This window comes from Microcella putealis, assembly GCF_004216575.1.
GTDB classification, from domain to species: domain Bacteria; phylum Actinomycetota; class Actinomycetes; order Actinomycetales; family Microbacteriaceae; genus Microcella; species Microcella putealis.
Window position 1 is genome coordinate 738,138 of record NZ_SGWW01000001.1, and the last position, 21,445, is coordinate 759,582.

Below are 21,445 nucleotides of genomic sequence, written 5' to 3' on the forward strand. Positions count from 1 at the left end.
CTCAGTCAAGCCCATCGATGTAGCGCAGCACGAGCCCCTCGCGCAGCGCCCACGGCGACACGGTCAGCGTCGACACCCCGAACACCTTCATCGCGGTGCGCAAGAGGATCGCGCCGGCGAGGATCTGATAGCTGCGCTCGGGCGTGATGCCCGGCAGGTACTGGCGCACATCTGACGGCATCTCGCGCATTGTCGGCTCCCACTCCTTGAGGCCCGAATAGTGAATCGGCGCCGGCGCCCCCGTGACCGGGTCGGCCGGGCCGCCCACGAGCCGCCCGAGCGAGCGAATGGTTTTGGATGTTCCCACCACCCGGGTGCGCGCCGGCCGGTCGGCAAAGATCGTGTCCCGCGCCTCCGTGAAGGCGGCCCGGGCGTGCGCCCGCAACTGTGACACGGCCTCGCGCGCGGGCGGGTCGTCGCGCAGAAAGTTGATGGTCGCGCGCCCCGCGCCGAGCGGCAGCGACACCTGCGCGTCGGGGTACTCGTCGGCGCCCTGCGCGATCTCGAACGAGCCACCGCCAATGTCGAACAGCAGAATCTCCCCGGCCGACCAGCCAAACCAGCGGCGCACGGCGAGCATGGTGAGTCGCGCCTCGTCGTCCCCCGTCAATACCTGCAGCTCCACGCCCGTCTCGCGGGTGATGCGGGCGAGCACCTCCTCGCCGTTCGCCGCCTCGCGAATCGCGGAGGTGGCCGTCGCCATGACGTCGTCGACGCCGATCTCGGCGACGGTCGCCGCCGCCTTCCCAATTGCGTCAACGAGCATCCGCTGCCCCTCGTCGGTGATCGCGCCGTCGTCGTCGATGAAGCGCATGAGTCGCAGCACCGAGCGCTCCGAGTGGTACGGCACGGGGCTCGCACCGGGGTGCGCGTCGACGATGAGCAGGTGGACGGTGTTCGACCCAACGTCGATGACTCCGAGGCGCATGGGTCGAGCGTAGGCCCCGGAAACGACGAAACCCCCGCACGTTCGCGGGGGTTTTTCGCTGACGTACGCGACCTCTGTTCCAATCAATAGGAACTGCCGTTTACCCCCGATGAACTGCGGAACCTCGCATAGCGGGGCGACAGGGTCAACTACAAGAGAGTTGTTGTGAAGTACCAGGCTCACGAACCTTCACGGCGTCTTGCCGCGATCAAGTCAGAGTAGCTGTCCCAGCGGGCAAGCGCGGGTGAAAGTGCTCGTTCGCTGGCACGAGAGGTTGGTGTTGCTACGTCAGCGCTCGTTCGGGTGTTTCGCGAGCAAGGGGTCGCCGTCCGGAGGCGCAAGGTCAGTCCCGATGAAGTGCGTTCACTGGCCAACGCCTTCAAGGCGGGGCAGACAGTCGCACAGCTCGAAGAGTGATTCACGTTGTCACATGGAGCAGTGCTTCAAGCGCCACACCGCGCGGAAAATGCGAAGCGAGCGAAGCCACCGCGCAAACGCTAACTTTCATCCCTGACAGAGTGAGCACACGGGCTCATATTCAATCGCAGATGAGGATGAATGGAATTCAGCAACAGAGAGATCGCGGCCGGGCTACTTATTGCCCTTGGAGTGATTCTTCTTGTCGCCCTCCCCAAGACCCGTCCCGCTTTTCTCAAGGGTCTTGTCCATGTATCCAAGGCCCTGTTCCAATGGAAGCTTCTGCTCCTTTTCGTCCTGTACTTCGCCTACGCCGTGGCGATCGTTGCTTTCGCTGGCACGTTTGGCTGGTGGGATACATCACTACTGTCAGTGACCATCCTGGCGGTTCTAGTCACGGGGCTCCCGATCTTCATGAACGCACACAACTACAAGACGGGATCAGATCTGATTGGCAAGGTCGTGCGCGAAGTCGTCGGCATCACCGCACTGATGATCACGTATCTCAACCTGGGCGAGTTCCCAATTTGGGGTGAGCTCATCCTCCAGCTCCTACTGATGCCTATCGTCGCACTCATCGCGTTTACGTCGCACATGCCTGAGGCGAGGAAGTTTGCTCGATTCTTCGAAATCGTGCTCGGCTTGATCGCGATCGGTCTACTCATCTCCACGACAGTGACGTTGATGAGCGATACGCGGACGTTCGACTGGCTGTACGAGCTCCGAGCATTCGCGGTCTCGGTATGGCTTCCAATCGCCTTGATCCCGTTCGTCTACGTGGCCGCACTGCTCATGCAGATCGAACTTGGCCTGGTGCGCCTACGGATGCACAACAAGCAGCTGCCACCACCAATCCGCGTCCGCCTCGCACTCATCCTCGGCTTGCGCGGTAGCCTGCGGAACGCCTCACGCTTCAGTGGGCTTTGGATAACGGAGATGGCAGCCCAGCGGACCTTCAAGGGCGGACTCGCCTTCATGAAAAGGTATCGCGAGGCCGTCAAGACCCGTGTGGCGGAGCAACGCGCCCGCGACCGTCAGCTTCGCGAACGAACAGGGCAACGCGGCTTCGACGATGCAGGCATGTGGCTCGATCGACGTGAGTTTTACGAGACACGCGAGTTACTGGATGACATGTGGTGTACGCAGACCGCAGTCTTCCGAAACCGCAAGCAGTACGTCAATGAGCCATTCCTTCTCTCGTCTTTCCACTTGAAGAAGCTCCCAAAAGATCACGGAGTTAGGATCATGCTGGCGAAGAACAATCATGCTTGGTATGCATGGCGAGAGACGGCAGGCGGGTACTACTTCGGTTCCGGGGGATCAAAAGATGTCGATGCAAAGTGGCGCTACGACGGGGCCGAGCCACCGAGCGGTTTCCCGCGCCCAGGCCTACGGGGTTGGGTAGACCTCGCAGTGAGCGAGAAGTCTCAGGAGTGGGCAACCACACGGGACCAACCAATACGGACGGTCTAGTCGCGGCCGCGACCACGGTGGCGCTTGCGTCTGTCGCGGGCTCGCAGCGCCTTCTTATGTGGCTTTCCGTCGACCTCGTCTCGAGCGAGCTCAAGCTATGCCTTCGTGAGGCGGAAGACATCCGCCTTCGGACGGGATACAGAGAAAACGCCCACGGTTCGCAGCTTGTGCGCCACTTTGTACGTGCTTGTCGTGGCGGTACGGTGACGGCCCACGATTTGGTTTGAACAACCCTGACGGCTGGCGCGTAGCGCGGCGAAGACGCGACCAGCGGACTGCGGCATAGCAGGGAAAGCTCTCGTGAAGGCCACCCGGTGCGCGGTAGCCTCAGCGTCAGTAAGGTCGGCGGCCGGGGCGAAGTACTCTTGGAGCTCACGCTGCGCGTCGCCTGGGATGTTGGGGAAGGCGTCGCCGTCGTTCACCTGCCAGAGTCGTGCGGGGAAGTGCCGGATGGTGAGGTAGTCGTGGTTGGCGAGTCTTGGCATGCGGACAACTCGCGATGCGCAGCTCCTACACGATTGCAGGCATGAGCCGGTTCGTCACCGCGAATCCTTTTGACCCTTCACGTACGTGAAGATGTCGGTTCCACCCTTGAAGTCTTCTGCGTACTCGGTCGACCTGCGTTCCAGCGTCAGCTTGCCCTTGGAATCGCGGTCGGTCCAGTAGCTGCCGGCGACGCGCTGCGCTGGGTGACCGACAATCGAAAGAACACCTGATCCGTGATGAATAGGGCTTTTGGCGCGAAGGTCGACCTGCGGCTCGTTGGTATAGACGTAGTGGATGAGCCATGATCCGTCCTCCTTGATGACCCGAGCGATGGACGACTTGGACTTGGACTCGTTCGAGATCAATATGACTGATGCATTCGAGCTTGTTTGCCGGATAACGATATAGACCGTCTTGGGATCCGGGGACTTCTTCGTCTCCGGATCAATCCAGAGCGAATCGAGCGTCGCCTCCCAAGTTCCACTGACATCTCTCGGAACACCAGGCAGGAGCTGGAAAGGTCGAAGCTTCCACGCCCACTGGTCCCACAAGATAAGCAGCAGCGAACAGAAAAAGACAGCGAGCGAGAAGAAACGAAGAAACTCGATGTTCGGCGTGCCGGTGGTGATCCAGGAGCCGACCACGAAGACGGCGGAGATGATGACAGCCATTGCGGTGAGGAGCGTCTTGCCGACCATCACCCGAACTCCATGTAGTCCCACGCAGCGTTAGCGAACGCGTGAACTTGTTCGCGAGTCCACTTCTGGCTGCCGTGGAAGAGAAACTTTGCACCATTCGCCTCCAACCATCGTTCAGCCTCGTCGGCAGGTTCGCTTCGGTTCGTGTAGTTATAGATATCCGCAAGGCATCCCTGCATCGTTCCGCGCCAGGTCGCGCGGGTGAAGTATTCGTCAGGGCAGTTGTAGATGAGGCACTCCATCAGATATGAGGGCACCTCGTCGCTAAGGCCAGCATCGACAAGCACGTTCTCGAGTCGCTTGAGGATGCGGACTGTCTTTTTATACGCGCCGTTCGTGCGAGTGTTCTTCGCGCGCCCCCTTTCGAGTTGCAACTTCGGGTAGTTCACAATTGAGCCGCCAGTAGTCTTGAAGAGCTTGGTTCCTTCTTGGTAACTGCCATTCGCGAAGTACATGCGGTACGTAAAGCAGGGCACGACGTCCGCGTTCACACGTGAAGACGTTGCCTCAACTTCGAACGCTGTCGTGCCGGAAGTCACTGAGCCATTAGGGAACTTGTTCACAAGCGCCGCTTTGACTTCGGCCCGAAAGCGGTCAGGCGTCCACGGGCCCTCGTATGGGGACCCGGCAGGATGACCGCCGGCTGAAGGGTCGTAATCCTCCCAATACTCGACCTCGCGACATTCGACGACGATGTCGACGTCGCTGTCGAACTTCACGTTGGTGTTGTTCGCGTACGAGCCCTTGGCATAGATGGAAAGATTGACGCCATCAAACGCGGCATGCGCAGCAATAGCCTCCCGAATCATCCGCTCGGTCAGGTCCTGCTTTAGCTGTTCCGCGTCACTGGACGGCCCCGTCCAGCTCGCAAGCCTCTCCTCTGTAACCATGCATCTCTCCTTTGGGGCGCGTTATCGGCTTCTCGGACGCATCGGTCAACAGACGCCGGGTTAATCCTGCTCATCGAGTATCACGTCTAGGACCGACAACACCCGTGACACATGACCTCGAGCGGGACCCATCGGTACAGACGGCACCGGGCTCGCGCCGGGGTGCGCGTCGACGATCAGCAGGTGGACGGTGTTCGACCCAACGTCGATGACTCCGAGGCGCATGGGTTGAGCGTAGGCCCCAGAAACGACGAAACCCCCGCGTCATGCGGGGGTTTTTCGCTGGGGTACCTGGACTCGAACCAAGAACAACTGAACCAGAATCAGCCGTGTTGCCAATTACACCATACCCCACCGGCCACGCCAGAGGCGGGGCCAGAGAGCCCGCCCGGAAGCGAACCGAGTAGCGAGTTTACCCTACCGGCGGGGCGGCGGTGAACCGCACCGGGGCACCCCGCGCGATGCGCGTCGGCCACGCCCACGCTCTCTCCCGGGCGGGCGGCACTACGGTATGAGACGTGAGTTCGACCCCCGCCCGTTCGCGCCGACGCACCCTCATCTGGCTCGTTCCGGCGGCACTCATCGCGGGCATCGCGATCGTCGCCCTCGCCCGCTTCCTGCGACTCGACCCCGCGGTCGCGCAGTTCATCGCCACCTACCCCGGCACCTACGACCCGCCGCAGACCTCGCCCACCGGCTTCCCGGCCTGGCTCAGTTGGACGCACTTCCTGAACGGCTTCTTCCTGCTGTTCATCGTGAGTTCTGGCCTGCACATTCGCTCGAAGACGCGACCCATCGCGTTCTGGACGCGGCGCGTGCGCGAGGGCGCGACGTCCCGCCCGACGCGGCTCAGCATCCACACCTGGTGGCATCTCGTGGTCGTCGTGCTGTGGGTCGCGACGGGCCTCGTCTACGTCACTCTGCTCGCGGTCAGCGGCTACTGGATGCGCCTCATCCCCACCGACTGGGCCGTCGTGCCGAACGCACTCTCGGGCGCGCTGCAGTACGCCTCGCTCGAGCTGCCGAGCAACGACAGCTGGCGCGCGTACAACAGCCTGCAGCAGCTCGCCTACGCCTCGACCGTCGTCATCGCGGCGCCGTTCGCGCTCGTGACGGGCCTGCGGCTGTCGCCGGTATGGCCTCAAAAATGGATGCGCGCCCGCGGCCCGCTCTCGGACGGCTGGGCCCGTCAAGCCCACCGCCTCGTGCTGTGGTTCTACATTGCGTTCACGATCGTGCACGTGGGCCTCGTGCTCGGCACGGGCGCGACGCGGAACCTCAACAAGATGTACGCGGGGCTCAACGACGGCGAGTCGCCGCTCGGCTGGATTCTCTTCGCCGCCTCGCTCGCGGTGATGGCCGCGGCGTGGGTGCTGTTACGCCCGCCGGCGCAGCTCGCGATCGCCGAGAAAACCGGCGACGTGCGCCGGATGCCCGCGACCCGCTAGAGCGTCGCGCGCAGCGCCCGCAGGCGGGCGAGTGTCGACTCTTTGCCGAGCAGCTCCATCGACTCGAACAGCGGCGGGCTCACCCGGCGCCCCGACACAGCGACGCGCAGCGGGCCGAAGGCGACGCGCGGCTTCAGGCCTAGCCCGTCGATGAGGGCGGCGCGCAGCGCCTCCTCGATCGGCGCCGGCGTAAAGTCGTCGAGCCCTTCGAGCGCCGCAATTCCGGCGTCGAGAACGGCCGCCGCGTCCGCGCCCAGCGAGGCGCGTGCATCCGCCTCGATTTCGAGGTCGGCGTCGTCGGTGAAGAGGAACGCGACGAGCCCCGGAACCTCGCCGAGCAGCGTCACGCGCTCCTGCACGAGGGGGGCGACGCGGGTGAGCAGCACGCGCTCGCTCGGCCGCGGCACGTCGTTGAAGAGGCCAGCGCCGCTGCAATACGGGATGCTGCGCTCGACGAAGTCGTCAATCGCGAGCTTTCGCACGTGGTCGCCGTTGATCGCTTCGGCCTTCTTCACGTCGAAGCGGGCGGGGTTCGGGTTCACGTTCGCCACGTCGAAGGCGGCGACCATCTCGTCCATCGTGAAGATGTCGCGGTCGTGGGTGAGCGACCAGCCGAGCAGGGACAGGTAGTTCAGCAGGCCCTCGCGAATGAAGCCTCGGTCGCGGTGGTGGAACAGGTTCGACTCGGGGTCGCGCTTCGACAGCTTCTTGTTGCCCTCGCCCGTGACGTAGGGCAGGTGGCCGAAGCGCGGGATCGCGGTCGCCACGCCGATGTCGATGAGCGCGTGGTACAGCGCAATCTGGCGCGGAGTCGACGAGAGCAGGTCTTCACCGCGCAGCACGTGGGTGATGCCCATGAGCGCATCGTCGACCGGGTTCACGAAGGTGTAGAGCGGGGCACCGTTCGGGCGCACCACGACAAAGTCGACGAAGCTGCCCTTCGGGAAGGTGATCTCGCCGCGCACCAGGTCATCGAAACTGAGGTCGCTGTCCGGCACGCGGAGCCGCAGCGCGGGCTCGCGACCCTCGGCGCGGTAGGCGGCCTTCTGTTCGTCGGTGAGTTCGCGCTCCCAGTTGTCGTAGCCCTGCTTGGGGTCGCGACCGAGCTCGATGTTCTTTTGCTCGATCTCCTCCCCCGTCAAGAAGCTCTCGTAGAGGTGACCGGCATCGAGTAGCTGCTCGATGATTCCGCGGTAGATGTCGCCGCGCTGCGACTGCCGGTAGGGCTCGTTGGGGCCGCCCGTCTCGACACCCTCGTCCCAGTCGAGCCCGAGCCAGCGCAGAGCGTCGAGCACCTGGTGGTAGCTCTCTTCGCTGTCGCGCGCGGCGTCGGTGTCTTCGATGCGGAACACGAAGGTGCCGCCCGTGTGGCGCGCGTACGCCCAGTTGAACAGCGCCGTGCGAATGAGGCCGACGTGCGGCGTTCCGGTCGGCGAGGGGCAAAAGCGAACGCGCACATCGGCGCCGGAAGCGGTGGTGAAAGCGGGGGTCGTCATGGCCGCTCCAGCCTACCGGCGGGGCGCTGCCGTGTCCGCCGCAGCGGGCGCTCCCGATCGTGCCCCCGCCCGCGGCGTCGCCATCAGCAGCACGACGACGACGACGACCAGCGCGAGCGCGGCGAACGACAGCCCCGAGTAGCCGATCAGCGACAGCACGACGCCCGACAGCGCGCCCGCCGCAGCCCCGCTGCCGCTCATGACGAGGTCGCTGCGGCCCTGCAGCACGGTGCGCCGAGCGGGGGGAGCCGACTCGGTGAGCAGGGCCGACCCCGCGACCGTCGCGGCGCTCCAGCCGAGCCCAAGCAAGATCAGCCCGACAACAACCCACGCCTCACTCTCGCTGCCGAGCGCCGTCGACAGCAGGCTCGCCACGAGCAGCACCTGGCCGATCAGAATCGTCACCCAGCGGCCGAACCGGTCGCTCAGAACGCCGAACACGGGCGCGAGCGCGTACATACCCGCGATGTGCAGGCTGATCGTGAAGCCGACGATCACGAGGCTCGCCCCGTGGTCGGTGAGGTGCACGGGCGTCATCGCCATGACCGCGACCATCGTCGCGTGGCTGAGCGCGATCGCGACGAACGCGAGGCGCACGCCGGCCGGGTCGCCCGCAGCGACCGGCGGCGGCGCCGTCGATCCGGATGCGCGCGCGGCATCGCTCGCCCGCTGCGCGTCCCAGCGCGCCGCGACCCGCAGGGGGTCGGGCCGCAGAAGCAGCACGTACAGCACGGCCGCGCTCAGCTGGGCGATCGCCGTAAACACGAAGGCTCCTGACAACGGAGGCAGCCCCAGCCACGAGCCGAGCGACTCCCCCGGCCCGATCAGGTTCGGGCCACTCACCGCGCCGATCGTGGTCGCCCAGACGACGAGGGAGAGATCGCGACCGCGCGTGGCGTCGGCGGCGAGGTCGGCCGCGGCAAACCGCGACTGCAGGTTCACGGCGGTGCCAACGCCGATGGAGGCGAGCGCGACGAGCAGCAGCGGAAACCAGCCGAGCGCGGCCGACGCGATGGCGAGCATTCCGCCAACGGCAGCAACGGTGGCGCCCGTCGCGAGCGCCGGGGCGCGGCCCGCACGGCCGGCAAGACGCGCGAGCGGCACGGCCGCGAGGGCGGCGCCAAGCGTCGCCATTGTGGCTGCCATGCCCGAGAGCGCGGGGGTTCCCGACACCTCGGCCGCGAGCAACGCGCCGAGCGACAGCGTCGAGCCCATACCCAGCCCCGCCAGCACCTGCCCGGCCATGAGCGTGCCGCGCACGCGACGCTGTAGTCGCGCCACCTCTGACGCGGTCAACGCCGTGTCGACGGATGCGGGGGTGGTCACGCGCGCGAGTCTACGCCCGGCGCGATACCCCGGCCGGTATCACCATTGCGCCGCCCGCCGCACGGCCTCAGCCGGCGGCGCGACACCGGGAAACTTACGCGTCGACGCGGTCGTCGCGGTTCTTCGCCGGGTTCGACAGGCGACCGAGGCCCTCGATCTGAATCTCGACAGTCTGCCCGTCGAGGAAGCCGCCGAGCCCGTCGGGCGTACCGGTGAGGATCACGTCGCCCGGCAGCAGGGTCCAGACGTCGGAAATGAACTCGATGAGCTCGGGGATGCCGAACACGAGGTCGGCCGTGTTGCCCTTGCGGCGCAGTTCGCCGTCGACGAACGTCTCGATCTCGAGGTTCGTCGGGTCGATGTCGGTCTCGATGTAGGGGCCGAGCGGGCAGAAGGTGTCGTAGCCCTTCGCTCGCGCCCACTGACCGTCGGCGAACATGACGTCGCGCGCCGAGACGTCGTTCGCGATCGTGTAGCCGAACACGACGCTCTGCCAGTCGTCGCGCTTGACGCGCTTGGCGACCGAACCGATCACGATGGCGAGCTCGCCCTCGTGAACGATGCGTCCCTCAACCGGCGGCAGGATGATCGGGTCGCCGGGGCCCACCACCGCGGTGTTGGGCTTCAGGAAGATGAGCGGGTTCTTGAGCCCGTCGTGCCCCATCTCTTTAGCGTGCGCGGCGTAGTTCATGCCGACACAGATCACCTTCGATCGCGGGATGACCGGGGCCAGGATGCGCGCGTCAGCCAGCGAGACGCGCTCGCCGGTCGTGTCGTACCCGTGGAACATCGGGTCGCCCGTGAGGACGACCAGCTCGTCGCCATCGAGGATGCCGTAGCGAGGGTCAGAGACCTCGGCCGTAGCGAAACGCGCGATCTTCACGGCGAGAGCCTACCCTTCGAACTCGAAAACTTGATGCAGACGTATATATACAGTGCGCGCTACTGGGGCGTCACGACGTAGGTCGCCGTGACCTCACCCTGCGCGTCGGTCGCGACCGAGAGGTCGACGCGGTACTCCGCCGACGTGAAGGCGCCGTAGCCGCTCGTGGCGTCGCTCGAGACTCCGCTCGCCGTGAAGCCCGCGTCTTCCAGCGCGCCCTGTGCGCCCGCGAAGGCACCGGCGTCGTCAAGACGCGTGCGCACGACCCAGCCGGAACCCTCGGGCCCGGCCCCACCGCCCAGCACCTCACCCACGAGCGGAATGCCCTGCGGGAAGCTCGACGGTACCGAGCCGTCGGTCGTCAGCTCGACACCGCCCAGCACATCGCCCACGAGGCCGCGAATCTCTTCGTCGATGCCCGAGGTGATCTGCTCGACTCCCTGACCGACCAGCCCCTCGACGAGGTTGTCGATCGGCGTTCCGGTGCTGCAGGCGCTCGCGCCGAGCGCGATCGTCGCGGCAAGGGCGGCAACGGCAAGGGGACGACGGCGGACAACCATGGGGGGCTCCTTCGGGCGGGACTTAGGCGTTCTGGCGCTTCAGACGGCTGGTCGCACGAGCGCGCAGCGTCTGGTCGAGCTCGACCTTGCGAATGCGCACGATCTCGGGCGTGACCTCGACACACTCATCTTCGCACGTGAACTCTAGGCATTCCTCGAGAGTCAGCTGGCGCGGGGGCGTCAAGCGCTCCAGCTCCTCAGCCGTCGACGAGCGAATGTTGTTGAGTTTCTTCTCTTTGGTGATGTTGACGTCCATGTCGTCGGCGCGCGAGTTCTCGCCCACGACCATGCCCTCGTAGACCTCTTCTGTCGGCTTGACGAAGAACGTCATGCGCTCCTGCAGCGCCATCATGGCGTTCGTCGTCACCACGCCCTGGCGGTCGGCCACGATCGAGCCGTTGTTGCGGGCGACAATCGAACCGGCCCACGGCTCGTAGCCGTGCGCGATGGCGTTTGCGATGCCCGTGCCGCGCGTCGTCGTCAAGAACTCGGTGCGGAAGCCGATAAGGCCACGGCTCGGCACGAGGAACTCCATGCGCACCCAGCCCGTGCCGTGGTTGGTCATGCCCTCCATGCGGCCGCGACGGGCCGCGAGCAGCTGCGTGATCGCGCCGAGGTACTCCTCGGGCGCGTCGATCGTGAGCGCCTCAAACGGCTCGTGCAGCGTGCCGTCGATCGTCTTCGTGACCACCTGCGGCTTGCCCACCGTCAGCTCGAAGCCTTCACGACGCATGTTCTCGACGAGAATCGCGAGCGCCAACTCGCCGCGGCCCTGCACCTCCCACGCGTCAGGACGCCCGATGTCGACGACGCGGATCGAGACGTTGCCGATCAGTTCGCGGTCGAGGCGGTCTTTCACCATGCGCGCGGTGAGCTTGTGGCCCTTGACCTTGCCCACGAGCGGGCTGGTGTTCGTGCCGATCGTCATCGAGATCGCGGGCTCGTCGACCGTGATGGCTGGCAGCGGACGCACGTCTTCAGGGTCGGCGATCGTCTCACCGATCGTGATGTCTTCAATACCGGCGATCGCGACGATGTCGCCGGCCATCGCCGACTCCGCCGGGAAGCGATCGAGCGCCTTCGTCTTCAGCAGCTCGGTGATGCGCATGTTCTGGTGGCTACCGTCGTGGCGCACCCAGGCGACCTGCTGGCCCTTCTTCAGCGTTCCGTTGAAGATGCGCAGCAGGGCGATGCGGCCGAGGAAGGGGCTCGCGTCGAGGTTCGTGACGTGCGCCTGCAGCGGGTGCTCGTCGTCGTAGGTCGGGGCCGGGATGTGCTCGAGGATCGCCTCGAACAGGGGCTCGAGGTCGTCGTTGTCGGGAAGCGACCCGTCGGCGGGTCGAGTGCGGCTGGCCGCACCGGCGCGGCCCGAGGCGTAGATGACCGGCAGGTCGAGAATCGCGTCGACGTCGAGGTCAGGAACCTCGTCCTGCAGGTCGCTGGCGAGGCCCAGGAGCAGGTCGTGCGTTTCCTCCTCGACAGCCTCGATGCGCGCATCCGGTCGGTCGGTCTTGTTGACGAGCAGGATGACCGGCAGCTTCGCCGCGAGCGCCTTGCGCAAGACGAAGCGGGTCTGCGGCAGCGGGCCCTCGCTCGCGTCGACGAGGAGGACAACGCCGTCGACCATGCTGAGACCGCGCTCGACCTCGCCACCGAAGTCGGCGTGACCGGGGGTGTCGATCACGTTGATCGTGATCTCTTCGCCGCCGGAGTGCTTGCCCGTGTACGTGACCGCCGTGTTCTTGGCGAGGATCGTGATGCCCTTTTCGCGCTCGAGGTCGTTCGAGTCCATCGCGCGCTCTTCGACGTGGGCGTGCGCGGCAAACGAGTTCGTCTGGCGCAGCATGGCGTCAACCAGGGTCGTCTTGCCGTGGTCGACGTGGGCGACGATCGCCACGTTGCGGAGGTCGGAGCGGGTGGCGAGCGCCATAAAACAGCCTTACGAATTGGGGGGTGGTGGGCGGCCGAGAGCGCCGGTGACGGCGGGCCAGTTCGCCAGTCTACGCGGAGTGCGCGATTTTGGCCGCGCCCACCGCCCGCATCAGCTCGCGGCTACTCGGCTGCGCTGGCCGCCATGATGGCGCGGCGCAGGCGCCGACGCTCGCTCTGCACGTCGGGGTCGGGAATCGGAATGGCCGCAATCAAGCGCTGCGTGTACGGATGCTGGGGGGCGCGCAGGATCTCATCGCGCGAGCCCGTCTCAACCAGCTTCCCCTGATTCATGACCGCAATGCGGTCGGCCATGACGTCGACGACCGCGAGGTCGTGACTGATGAACAGACACGCGAACTGCATCTCGGCCTGCAGGTCTTTCAGCAGCTGCAGCACGGTCGCCTGCACCGAGACGTCGAGGGCCGACGTCGGCTCATCGGCAACGAGCAGCTGCGGGCTGAGCGACAGCGCGCGGGCAATACCGACGCGCTGCTTCTGACCACCCGAGAGCTCGTTCGGGTAGCGGTTGCGGTACGAGCGTGGCAGCTGCACGGCGTCAAGCAGGTCTTCGACGCGGCGCGCGAGCGCCTGACCTTTCGCTTCACCGGCCAGCATGAGCGGCTCGCCAATGCTCTCGCCGATCGGCATACGCGGGTTCAGCGACGACGACGGGTCTTGGAAGACGATGCCGACTTTGCGGCGCAGCGCCTGCAGCGTCTTCCGATCGGGGTTGGAGATGTCGACACCGGCGACCTTCAGCGTGCCGCCAGCGATCGGCTGCAGGCCGATCGAGGCACGGCCGATGGTCGACTTGCCCGAACCCGACTCGCCGACAAGACCGAGCACCTCACCGGCGTTGATCGTGAAGCTCACGTCGTCGACGGCGCGGAAGACGTCGAGCTTGCCGCGCTTGCCGTATTCAATGACGACGTTCTCGACCTCGAGTACCTTCGTCGCGCTGGCCGCGGCTCGCTCGGCACGGGCGTGCGCTTCCTCCGCGAGGCGGCGGTTTTCCTCCGCGCGTTCTTCCAGTGTCGAGTCGACGATGTCCCCGGTCACCACCGTGGCGAGCGCCGCGGTCATGTCGATGGTGGCCTTCGAGTCGTCGGCACTGCCGAGTCGCGGCACGGCGGCGAGGAGCGCCTGCGTATACGGGTGCTGCGGGCTGTTGAAGATGTCGCGCACGGGTCCCTGCTCGACGATGACACCCTTCTCCATCACGACGATCCAGTCGGCGAGGTCGGCGACGACCCCCATGTCGTGCGTGATGAGCAGGATGGCGCTGTTGACGCGCTCGCGGAGGTCGCGCAGCAGCTCGAGAATTTCGGCTTGCACCGTGACGTCGAGCGCGGTCGTCGGCTCGTCGGCGATCAGCAGCTGCGGGTCGCACGATAGCGACTGGGCGATCATGGCCCGCTGGCGCTGGCCGCCCGACAACTGGTGGGGGTACGAGTTGAACGCCTTCTCGGGGTCAGGCAGCTCAACGAGGCGCAGCAGCTCCAGCGAGCGTTCCTTTGCTTCGGCCGGCGTCACGCCGCGGTGCAGACGGATCGTCTCGACGAGCTGGAAGCCGACGGTGTAGACCGGGTTCAGCGCGGTCATCGGCTCTTGGAAGATCGCGGCGACCTTCTCGCCACGAATCTTGCGCATCTCGTTCGAGCGCAGGCCGCGAATCTCTTTTCCGTTCAGCTTGATACTGCCGCTGATGCGGGAATTCGACGGCAACAGGTCGAGGATCGCCATCGAGCTTGCACTCTTGCCCGACCCCGACTCGCCGACCACGGCAACGACCTGCTTGGGGTAGATCGCGTACGACAGGTCTTTCGCGGCGGGCACCCACTCACGCTCGACACCAAAGTCGACCGAGAGATTGGTGAATTCGAGCACCGGCACGATGCCCTCGCGTGAGGCGGCCTGCGGCTGGCTGGTGGTGTCGGTCATGCGAGTGAGTCCTTCTGCGCGAAGCCGCGCGAGATTGTGCTGTCGATTCGAATCAGGGTGTCGAGCCCTGCGATCATGTGGTCATGGCGCGTCAAGAATCGGTGGAGTTCCGCTCTCGACTCAACCAGGTCGCCGCGATCGGTGTCTGGATGCTCGGTGGCGCGATTCTGCTCGCCTCGCTGCTCGCCGGGCTCACCGAGGTGCTGCAGAATCTGCCCCTTGCTGGCGCGATCGCCATGCTGGGCTGGGCCGCGCTGTGGCGCCCCGGAGTGCGGGTCGATAACGAGGCGGTCGAGTTGCGCAACGTCACGCACACCGCGCGAATCCCGTGGGATGCGGTGATCGACGTCGACACGAAATTCGCCCTGACCGTGCGCACCCCGAGCCGTGTCTACACGGCATGGGCGGCTCCCGCGCCCGGTCGCTTCTCGAGCCGCGTTGCGCTGCGCCGCACCCGACGTCGTGCGACGGCGGAGGACGGTGACCCGTTGCGGCCAACGCCGCTCGGCGAGCGCACCAGCGACCTGCCCAGCACCGACTCGGGCGATGCCGCGCTCGTTGTCCGAGAGCGGTGGCGTCGACTGCTCGATGACGGCCACATCACGATCGGCGCAGCGGACCAGGCCGTTGCCACGCGTCGACCTCACGTCGCGACCATCGCCGTGACGACCGCTCTGGTCGCCACGTGGATCGCCATCGCGTTCGCTTAAGACCCGCATCGCCTAGACGGTTCCTTCGGGGGAACGCTTCTCGTCGCCACGCGGAGACGTCGGGTCACTCGGCCGCATTCCGGCACCGGTGGCACGCGAGCCGAACATCGCCGCGATGATCGACCGGCGACGAGGCCGGAATCGGCTCTGTCGCGGGTCGAACGCGTCGCGCAGGCCATCACCGACGAAGTTCACGGCCAAGGTCAGCAGGATGATGAACACACCCGGCCACCAGAACAGCCACGGCCGCGTCACGAACGAGCTCTGGTTCTGGCTGATGAGCCCACCGAGCGACACGTCCGGCGGTCGAACTCCGAGGTTCAGATACCCCAGCGCCGCTTCGAGCAGAATCGCGCCCGCCATGAGCAGGGTGGCGGTCACGATGATGACGCCAATCGCGTTCGGCACGATGTGCTTGAAGATGATGCGACGGTCGCTCGCGCCCGCCATCTTGGCGGCGTCGACAAACTCGCGTTCGCGCAGCGACAGGAATTCTGCGCGTACGAGACGCGCCATGCCCATCCAGCCGAAGAGTCCGAGCAGGGCGCCTAGGAAGAGAACACCGACACCGAGTCCAGCGCCGCTCGCGATCTGACCGAGCACCGCCGCGATGACAAGCGTGGGGATGATGATGAACAGGTCGGTGATGCGCATCAGGATGTTGTCGACCACGCCGCGATAGAAGCCCGCGATTCCGCCCACAATCGTGCCCAAGACCGTGGCGATCGCCGCGACGACGAACATCACCGTGAGCGAGTTCTGAATACCCCGCATCACCTGGGCGAAGTTGTCTTTGCCGATGCGGTCTTGGCCGAACGGGTGTGCGCCGAGCGAGATGCCCTCGCCTCCCGCCCACTTCGGGATCAGTGACAGCGTCGGTTGCCCGCCGTTGACCGGCGTGTTGAGTTGCTGGAACGTGAGCGGCCACCACCCGGGAATGGGGCCGAACCCGATGGAGGTGAACGCGAGCCCGGTGATCAGAAAGATCACGATGAGCGACGCCACGGCAATCTTGTGCCGCAAGAAGCGGCGCAGGATCAACCGTGACTGGCTGAGGCCAACCTCGTCCTTTTCCTGCTTCTTCGTCTTCTCAGGTGCGGTGCTCACTGCGGGGCCTTCACTCTCGGGTCGAGAACGGCGTACGACAGGTCGGCGATCAGGTTGGCGATCAGCACGACCACGGCGACGATGACGAAGTACGCCATGACGGGGTTGGGGTCGACGTTGCTGAGGGCGCGAATGAACAACTGGCCCATGCCGCTGATCGAGAACACCTGCTCGGTGATGATCGCGCCGCCCACGACGGCGGCAATGTCGACGGGGATGAACGTGGCCAGCGGAATCAGCGAGTTACGGAACGCGTGACGCATCACCACGGTGCGTTCGCCGAGGCCCTTCGCCCGCGCAGTGCGGATGTAGTCCTGGTTGAGCACCTCGAGCATGCCCGCCCGCACGTAGCGGGTATACGACGCCAGCGAGATGAGCACGAGGGCGAGGGTCGGCAACAGGAAGTGGGTGAAGCTGTCGATTCCGAGAATCCACATGTCGCCATCAAGCGTCGGTGTGCTCGCGCCAACGGTCGCAATGGGGCGGCCGTTGATGGAGCGATCGGTGAAGTAGTCATCCCACGACTGCATAAAGCGGTCGATGACGATCACGATGAACGACAGCGCGGCCGTGACACCACCGATGCGCATGTACACGCCCCGGTCGTAACCGCCGGCGAAGAAGCCCACGGCGATGCCGGCCGCCGTCAGGATCGAGCCGACGATGATGATGGTGCCGGCCGTCGAGATGTCGAACAGTCCCTGCACCGAGAAGTAGGTCGCGATGGACAGAGCCGCGGCGATCAGCCCGGTGACGAGTGCGCGACGGCTTTGGAGGCCGGCGAACAGCGTCGTGGTGAGGATGGCGATACCGATGGCGATGAGCGGCAGGGCGACCGGCCCGATTCCCGGGAAGCGGAACCAGTTGATCGCGTCCATGAGAGCAAAGACACCGGACGTTGCGAGCGCCGAGACGGCGAAGACAGTGATGCGACGTCGTCGATCACCGCCGATGATGCTCTGCCAGATGATGCCGCTGACAAGACCGATGCCGATCAGCACCGCGGGGGGAATATTCGGGTCGGCGAGGAAGTCGTTGAAGCCGATCGCGATGAACTCCTTGAGGAGCACGGCGATGAAGAAGGAAGGCAGCGAGAACATCAGGAAGACCAGGAAGGTCACCGTCAGGTCAAAGCCTGTGTTCTGGCGCAGCGCGGAAACGATGCCGATGATGATGCCGAAGACGATGGCCAGGAGCGTCGCGCCGGTGAGAAGTTGAATCGTCGATCCCAGCGCAATGGGTAGCAACTCGGTCACCTGCTGGTTACGCACATTGACGCCGAGGTCACACGCGTTGGCGAATGGGATCAGGCAGCGTGCCGCGCCGCTCAACCACAGGAAGTACCGAAGAGGCGCGGGAACGTCGAGGTTGAGTTGTTCCGATCGGATGCGGATCAACTCATCGCGGTTTGGTTCGCGGCTCTCACGCAGGTCGCGAAGGGGATCGCCTGACGCCGCTGTCAGGAGATACATGATGAAGGTCGCTCCGAGGAGCAAGAGTGTGGAGACGAAAACCCGTCTCAGGATGAAGCTCAACATGGCAATGGGGTCCTCGCTGGGTCTGAGCCAGCCACCGCGGGTGGGGTGGGTCGGGGGTCACGCGAGACGACGGGGCGCAAAGAGGGTTGCCCTTTGCGCCCCGTCAGTTCTCAGCCGAACTTAGGGGTGATGATCACCGGCCTCAGGAGGCCGGGGTCCACTCCCAGAAGTTCCAGATCGGTCCGGTCTGCCAGGCGTTGTACTCAACGCCCTCAACGTTCGGGCCGATAGCCTGAACGCCGGGCAGAATGAACAACGGAAGACCGAAGTGGTCCGCCCAGATCAGGTTCTCAGCCTCAAGGATGAGCTCGAGCTGCGCGTCGGGGTCAGCCGTCACGACGAGCTCATCCCAAATAGCGTCGACCTCGGGGTTCGAGTAGCCACCGAAGTTGCCACCGCCGCCGGTGCCAAAGAGCTGCGGGTTGCCGACGACGCCGACGCCGACGGTGCTCCACCCGAAGATGAAGGCATCCCACGTGTCGGGCTGGCCGAGCGCGGCACCCCAGACGTCGGCACCCAGTCCGCCGTCTTCAATGATGAAGCCGGCCTCCTGCGCGCTCGCCTGAATGGCGAGGAAGGCGTCCACGCGGTTCGGGTTCGCGTTGTTGTAGGCAATGCGAACGGTCGGGGTCTGGCCAGCGAGGAGCTCGCGAGCGCCCTCGATGTCGACCTCGGCGAAGTCAGCCGAACCGTTGTTGGCGATTGCATCGTCGTAGCCCGGAACGCCGATGAAGAGGGTCTGCGAGTTGAGAACCTCGGCCTCGGGGTCGAGCGGGCGAATCAGCGCCTCGACGATCTGCTCGCGCGGGATCGTCTTCAGGAAGGCCTCGCGGACGGCCGGGTCAGCGAAGACCTCGCTACCGAAGTTGAGGTCAATGTGGTCGTACGAGCCGGTGGGGCCCGTCTGAACCTCTACGCCCGAGATCGCCTCGAGGCTGGCCAGCGTGTCGGCCGATGCCTGCGGGTTGATGATGTCGACCTCACCGTTCTGGAGGGCCTGCACCTGCGCGGTCGAGTCCGCAATGAAGCGGATAACAACCTGGTCGAACGCGGGGACGAGGTCACCGGTGTACGACTCGTTGCGCACGAGGGTCACCGACTGTCCGGCGTCCCACTCGCTGACGATGTAGGGGCCCGACGCCAGGTACAGCGAGGGGTCGCTGGGCAGCGACGCAAAGTCGAAGCCGGTGTTCCAGAAGTCGGCCAGAGCGCGCAGCTCGGGGTTCGCTTCCTGCGGGTTCGCCTCGTCACCCTCAGGCAGACCCTGGAAGAACTCGACGAGGCCCTCGGGGTCGAGACCAGCCTGCTCCGCAACCACGTGGGCGGGAACCCCGGTCGGCGCGAAGAGGTTCCAGTCGGCGAAGGGCTCCGAGTAGGTCAGCGTGATCGAGCGGCCATCGTCGCCGACCTCGGGGAACGAGGTCAGGTCGATGCCTGCCGTGCTGCCGGCCGGGGTGAAGTAGACGTTGCCCGCGGTCTGCTCGCCTGCGTCGTCGAAGACGGCGTCGTCGTAGTAGCCCGACGCTGCAGCCCACGCGAGGATCATGTCGTCAGCGTCGATGGGCTCGCCGTCTGACCAGGTCACGCCTTCGTTGACCGTGTAGGTGACGGTAAGCGGGTCTTCGCTGACGAGCTCGACAGTGCCGAAGCTCTCGTCGTAGACGACCTCGGGCGCGGTGTCGAGGTAGAAGAAGCCCGCCTGGGTGAAGTACGCGACCTGGTTATTGATGTCGACGTTACCGGTGGGCGTCGCTACGTTGAAGCCGGAGAGCTCGTTGACCTCGGCGATGGTGACGGTGCCGCCCGTGGGGGCCGCGTCGTCAGTGGTGTCGTCGCCCGGCTCAGCCGTCGTGGTGCAAGCCGTGAGCGCCAGTGCTGCGACGCCAAGGCCCGCAACGCCGACAGCAAAGCGGCGCCTCCGGGGGTGAAGTGTCCTCATGGGATGTTTTCCTCCTGTGCAAGTGACCGCAAGCGTGCGTTCCGAGCGCACCCTTACGCCTATTGGGTATGACCCTAAAGAGGGGGACACACCCAGGCCAAACCCTAGAGCCATTCGTTACACACCGGTAACGCGATTGAACAGAAGTTGGGGAGGACGTGAATTTTGTGCGCGAGACGGAATGAACACGCATAAATATTGCGCGCATCCAGATTTAGCAGCGTGCTAAGCGCGTTCCTACCGTTCCGCCGCTCGGCGTGAATCTGCGGATGTTGTGGACATGCTCACATGAGCACCGGCACACAGGGCGCGAACCTCGTCGTGATTCACAATGGTGAGGTGAGCGCGCACTCTCCCGGCCCTGGAACATCGCCGAGCAACGGGCGCATTCGCGCCGAGATCGTCATCGTGCTCGGGCTGTCGCTCGGCATGAGCGCGCTGTACGCGATCGTGAACATCGTGAACCGCGCGACGCGCGACATTCCTTTGAGTCAGCAAACAGCATCCATCAATGTGTCGCGCGACCAGCGCGAGGTGTTCGATCTCATCTATCAGGTGCTGGGTATCGCTGCGGCACTCGTCCCCGTCGCGCTCGTGATCTTCCTGCTCTGGCGGCCCGAGCGGCCCCACCTCGCCCGGCTCGGCATCGACGGCCGACGGCCGTGGCAAGACACCCGCGATGGCATTGGACTCGCGGCGCTCATCGGCATTCCGGGGCTCTTTGTGTACCTCGGCGGCCGCGAGCTGGGGCTCACGGTGACCGTCGTGCCGACCGACCTCGGCGCGTACTGGTGGACGGTTCCCGTGTTGCTGCTGGCGGCGCTGCGCGCGGGAATCCTTGAGGAAGTCATCGCCGTTGGGTACCTGTTCGCGCGGCTCCGCGAGCTGGGGTGGGGGCCGTGGTCGATCATCCTGACCAGCGCATTGCTGCGCGGCGCGTACCACTTCTACCAAGGCGTGGGAGCGTTCTTCGGCAACGTCGCGATGGGCATCATCTTTGGCTGGCTGTACCAGCGATACGGGCGCCTGATGCCGCTCGTCATCGCCCACGCCGCCCTGGACGCTGTGATCTTCGTGGGATACCCCTGGGCGGCGGCGACGTTCCCAGGGGTCTTCGGGGTGCCTGAGTAACGCTGTATCGATGCCCGCCCTCGAGATTGGCCGCCCCGCCCCCGACTTCACGCTGCCCGGCGTCACCGTCGTTGACGGCCACGCGCAGCACCGGCACTTCTCTCTGCGCGACATGCGCGGCGCGCCGGTCGTGTTGGCGTTCTACCCGGCCGACAACTCGGCGGCGTGCACCGCGCAGCTCTGTTCGTACCAGTCAGAGCTCGCGGGCTTCGAGGCGCTGGGCGCCCAGGTGTGGGGCATCAGTCGACAGGACGCCACGAGCCACGAATCGTTCGCCGCTCGCCAGGGGCTGTCGTTTCCGTTGCTGGCCGATGAGAAGGGCGACGTCGTTGAGCAGTACGGCGTGAACATGTTCGGCATCGGCACGCGGCGTTCGATCTTCCTCATCGACGCCGATGGCGTGCTGCGATGGAAGCATGTCGCTCTCGTCGGCGTGCGTTTTCAGAGTGCGGCGCGCATCCAGGAGCAATTGCGGATGCTCGACGCGCGAGGCGACGCCGGCGCGGTTCGCGACGACGCCGCCTCGTAGGCGTTTCCGCGCT

18 protein-coding genes and 1 tRNA gene are annotated in these 21,445 nt (G+C 65.5%); 5 read left to right on the plus strand and 14 right to left on the minus strand.

The window, feature by feature from the left end:
* Position 1 precedes the first annotated feature (1 nt).
* Complete coding sequence (locus EV141_RS03600; protein WP_130484576.1) at positions 2–928, minus strand: Ppx/GppA phosphatase family protein; 927 nt, start codon at positions 926–928, stop codon at positions 2–4.
* Positions 929–1,486: 558 nt separating this feature from the next.
* Here EV141_RS03600 and EV141_RS03605 point away from each other — a divergent pair.
* Complete coding sequence (locus EV141_RS03605) at positions 1,487–2,818, plus strand: hypothetical protein (RefSeq protein ID WP_130484577.1); 1,332 nt, start codon at positions 1,487–1,489, stop codon at positions 2,816–2,818.
* A gap of 95 nt (positions 2,819–2,913) precedes the next feature.
* On the opposite strand, the gene EV141_RS03610 is transcribed toward EV141_RS03605, so the two are convergent.
* From EV141_RS03610 to EV141_RS03625, 4 genes are all read right to left on the minus strand, one after another.
* Positions 2,914–3,303, minus strand: a complete 390-nt coding sequence (locus EV141_RS03610) for a hypothetical protein (RefSeq protein ID WP_130484578.1) — start codon at positions 3,301–3,303, stop codon at positions 2,914–2,916.
* Between the two features lie 54 nt (positions 3,304–3,357).
* Entirely contained in the window at positions 3,358–4,002 is a 645-nt protein-coding gene (locus tag EV141_RS03615) for a Cap15 family cyclic dinucleotide receptor domain-containing protein (RefSeq protein ID WP_130484579.1), read from the minus strand.
* Positions 4,002–4,892, minus strand: a complete 891-nt coding sequence (locus EV141_RS03620) for a nucleotidyltransferase domain-containing protein (protein ID WP_130484580.1) — start codon at positions 4,890–4,892, stop codon at positions 4,002–4,004. The genes EV141_RS03615 and EV141_RS03620 overlap by 1 nt, the downstream gene beginning before the upstream one ends.
* Positions 4,893–5,174: 282 nt before the next feature.
* Positions 5,175–5,246: transfer RNA gene (locus EV141_RS03625), tRNA-Gln, on the minus strand.
* Positions 5,247–5,410: 164 nt separating this feature from the next.
* Between EV141_RS03625 and EV141_RS03630 the strand changes: the two genes are divergently transcribed.
* Positions 5,411–6,340 (plus strand): cytochrome b/b6 domain-containing protein, encoded by a 930-nt coding sequence (locus tag EV141_RS03630; RefSeq protein WP_130484581.1) that lies wholly within the window; start codon positions 5,411–5,413, stop codon positions 6,338–6,340.
* Here EV141_RS03630 and gltX read toward each other — a convergent pair.
* The 6 genes from gltX to EV141_RS03660 all read right to left on the minus strand — a co-directional run bounded on the left by gltX (position 6,337) and on the right by EV141_RS03660 (position 14,478).
* A complete protein-coding gene (gene gltX / locus EV141_RS03635; protein ID WP_130484582.1) occupies positions 6,337–7,836 on the minus strand; it encodes a glutamate--tRNA ligase in 1,500 nt (499 codons plus the stop codon). The two genes, EV141_RS03630 and gltX, sit on opposite strands and share 4 nt — an antisense overlap.
* A gap of 12 nt (positions 7,837–7,848) precedes the next feature.
* On the minus strand, positions 7,849–9,162 hold the full coding sequence (locus tag EV141_RS03640; RefSeq protein WP_241968992.1) for an MFS transporter: 1,314 nt from the start codon (positions 9,160–9,162) through the stop codon (positions 7,849–7,851).
* 94 nt (positions 9,163–9,256) lie between these two features.
* Positions 9,257–10,045, minus strand: a complete 789-nt coding sequence (locus EV141_RS03645) for a fumarylacetoacetate hydrolase family protein (RefSeq protein ID WP_130484583.1) — start codon at positions 10,043–10,045, stop codon at positions 9,257–9,259.
* 59 nt (positions 10,046–10,104) lie between these two features.
* A complete protein-coding gene (locus tag EV141_RS03650) occupies positions 10,105–10,605 on the minus strand; it encodes a hypothetical protein (RefSeq protein WP_130484584.1) in 501 nt (166 codons plus the stop codon).
* A 22-nt stretch (positions 10,606–10,627) separates the two neighbouring features.
* Positions 10,628–12,535 (minus strand): translational GTPase TypA, encoded by a 1,908-nt coding sequence (gene typA, locus EV141_RS03655; RefSeq protein ID WP_130484585.1) that lies wholly within the window; start codon positions 12,533–12,535, stop codon positions 10,628–10,630.
* Positions 12,536–12,657: 122 nt separating this feature from the next.
* Positions 12,658–14,478 (minus strand): ABC transporter ATP-binding protein, encoded by a 1,821-nt coding sequence (locus tag EV141_RS03660; RefSeq protein WP_130484586.1) that lies wholly within the window; start codon positions 14,476–14,478, stop codon positions 12,658–12,660.
* Positions 14,479–14,561: 83 nt separating this feature from the next.
* Here EV141_RS03660 and EV141_RS03665 point away from each other — a divergent pair, with 83 nt between their 5' ends.
* A complete protein-coding gene (locus tag EV141_RS03665; RefSeq protein WP_130484587.1) occupies positions 14,562–15,188 on the plus strand; it encodes a PH domain-containing protein in 627 nt (208 codons plus the stop codon).
* Between the two features lie 12 nt (positions 15,189–15,200).
* On the opposite strand, the gene EV141_RS03670 is transcribed toward EV141_RS03665, so the two are convergent.
* The 3 genes from EV141_RS03670 to EV141_RS03680 form a co-directional block, all read right to left on the minus strand.
* Complete coding sequence (locus EV141_RS03670) at positions 15,201–16,295, minus strand: ABC transporter permease (protein WP_130484588.1); 1,095 nt, start codon at positions 16,293–16,295, stop codon at positions 15,201–15,203.
* Positions 16,292–17,767 carry an ABC transporter permease gene (locus EV141_RS03675; RefSeq protein ID WP_311768245.1) on the minus strand — a complete coding sequence of 492 codons (1,476 nt, stop codon included), beginning with the start codon at positions 17,765–17,767 and terminating at the stop codon, positions 16,292–16,294. The genes EV141_RS03670 and EV141_RS03675 overlap by 4 nt, the downstream gene beginning before the upstream one ends.
* 208 nt (positions 17,768–17,975) lie before the next feature.
* Complete coding sequence (locus tag EV141_RS03680) at positions 17,976–19,772, minus strand: ABC transporter family substrate-binding protein (RefSeq protein WP_130484590.1); 1,797 nt, start codon at positions 19,770–19,772, stop codon at positions 17,976–17,978.
* A gap of 429 nt (positions 19,773–20,201) precedes the next feature.
* Between EV141_RS03680 and EV141_RS03685 the strand changes: the two genes are divergently transcribed.
* Together EV141_RS03685 and EV141_RS03690 are read left to right on the plus strand one after the other, a co-directional pair.
* Complete coding sequence (locus EV141_RS03685) at positions 20,202–20,903, plus strand: CPBP family intramembrane glutamic endopeptidase (RefSeq protein ID WP_241969046.1); 702 nt, start codon at positions 20,202–20,204, stop codon at positions 20,901–20,903.
* 10 nt (positions 20,904–20,913) lie between these two features.
* Positions 20,914–21,432 (plus strand): peroxiredoxin, encoded by a 519-nt coding sequence (locus EV141_RS03690; protein WP_130484592.1) that lies wholly within the window; start codon positions 20,914–20,916, stop codon positions 21,430–21,432.
* Positions 21,433–21,445 lie beyond the last annotated feature (13 nt).

Excerpts from the sequence above, each read along its gene's own strand:
- EV141_RS03660 (WP_130484586.1), bottom strand. The coding sequence starts at position 14,478 with ATGACCGACACCACCAGCCAGCCGCAGGCCGCCTCACGCGAGGGCATC.
- EV141_RS03605 (WP_130484577.1), top strand. The coding sequence starts at position 1,487 with ATGGAATTCAGCAACAGAGAGATCGCGGCCGGGCTACTTATTGCCCTT.
- EV141_RS03680 (WP_130484590.1), bottom strand. The coding sequence starts at position 19,772 with ATGAGGACACTTCACCCCCGGAGGCGCCGCTTTGCTGTCGGCGTTGCG.
- EV141_RS03685 (WP_241969046.1), top strand. The coding sequence starts at position 20,202 with ATGAGCGCGCTGTACGCGATCGTGAACATCGTGAACCGCGCGACGCGC.
- EV141_RS03610 (WP_130484578.1), bottom strand. The coding sequence starts at position 3,303 with ATGCCAAGACTCGCCAACCACGACTACCTCACCATCCGGCACTTCCCC.
- gltX (WP_130484582.1), bottom strand. The coding sequence starts at position 7,836 with ATGACGACCCCCGCTTTCACCACCGCTTCCGGCGCCGATGTGCGCGTT.
- typA (WP_130484585.1), bottom strand. The coding sequence starts at position 12,535 with ATGGCGCTCGCCACCCGCTCCGACCTCCGCAACGTGGCGATCGTCGCC.
- EV141_RS03675 (WP_311768245.1), bottom strand. The coding sequence starts at position 17,767 with ATGTATCTCCTGACAGCGGCGTCAGGCGATCCCCTTCGCGACCTGCGT.
- EV141_RS03620 (WP_130484580.1), bottom strand. The coding sequence starts at position 4,892 with ATGGTTACAGAGGAGAGGCTTGCGAGCTGGACGGGGCCGTCCAGTGAC.
- EV141_RS03665 (WP_130484587.1), top strand. The coding sequence starts at position 14,562 with ATGGCGCGTCAAGAATCGGTGGAGTTCCGCTCTCGACTCAACCAGGTC.
- EV141_RS03690 (WP_130484592.1), top strand. The coding sequence starts at position 20,914 with ATGCCCGCCCTCGAGATTGGCCGCCCCGCCCCCGACTTCACGCTGCCC.
- EV141_RS03650 (WP_130484584.1), bottom strand. The coding sequence starts at position 10,605 with ATGGTTGTCCGCCGTCGTCCCCTTGCCGTTGCCGCCCTTGCCGCGACG.
- EV141_RS03615 (WP_130484579.1), bottom strand. The coding sequence starts at position 4,002 with ATGGTCGGCAAGACGCTCCTCACCGCAATGGCTGTCATCATCTCCGCC.
- EV141_RS03600 (WP_130484576.1), bottom strand. The coding sequence starts at position 928 with ATGCGCCTCGGAGTCATCGACGTTGGGTCGAACACCGTCCACCTGCTC.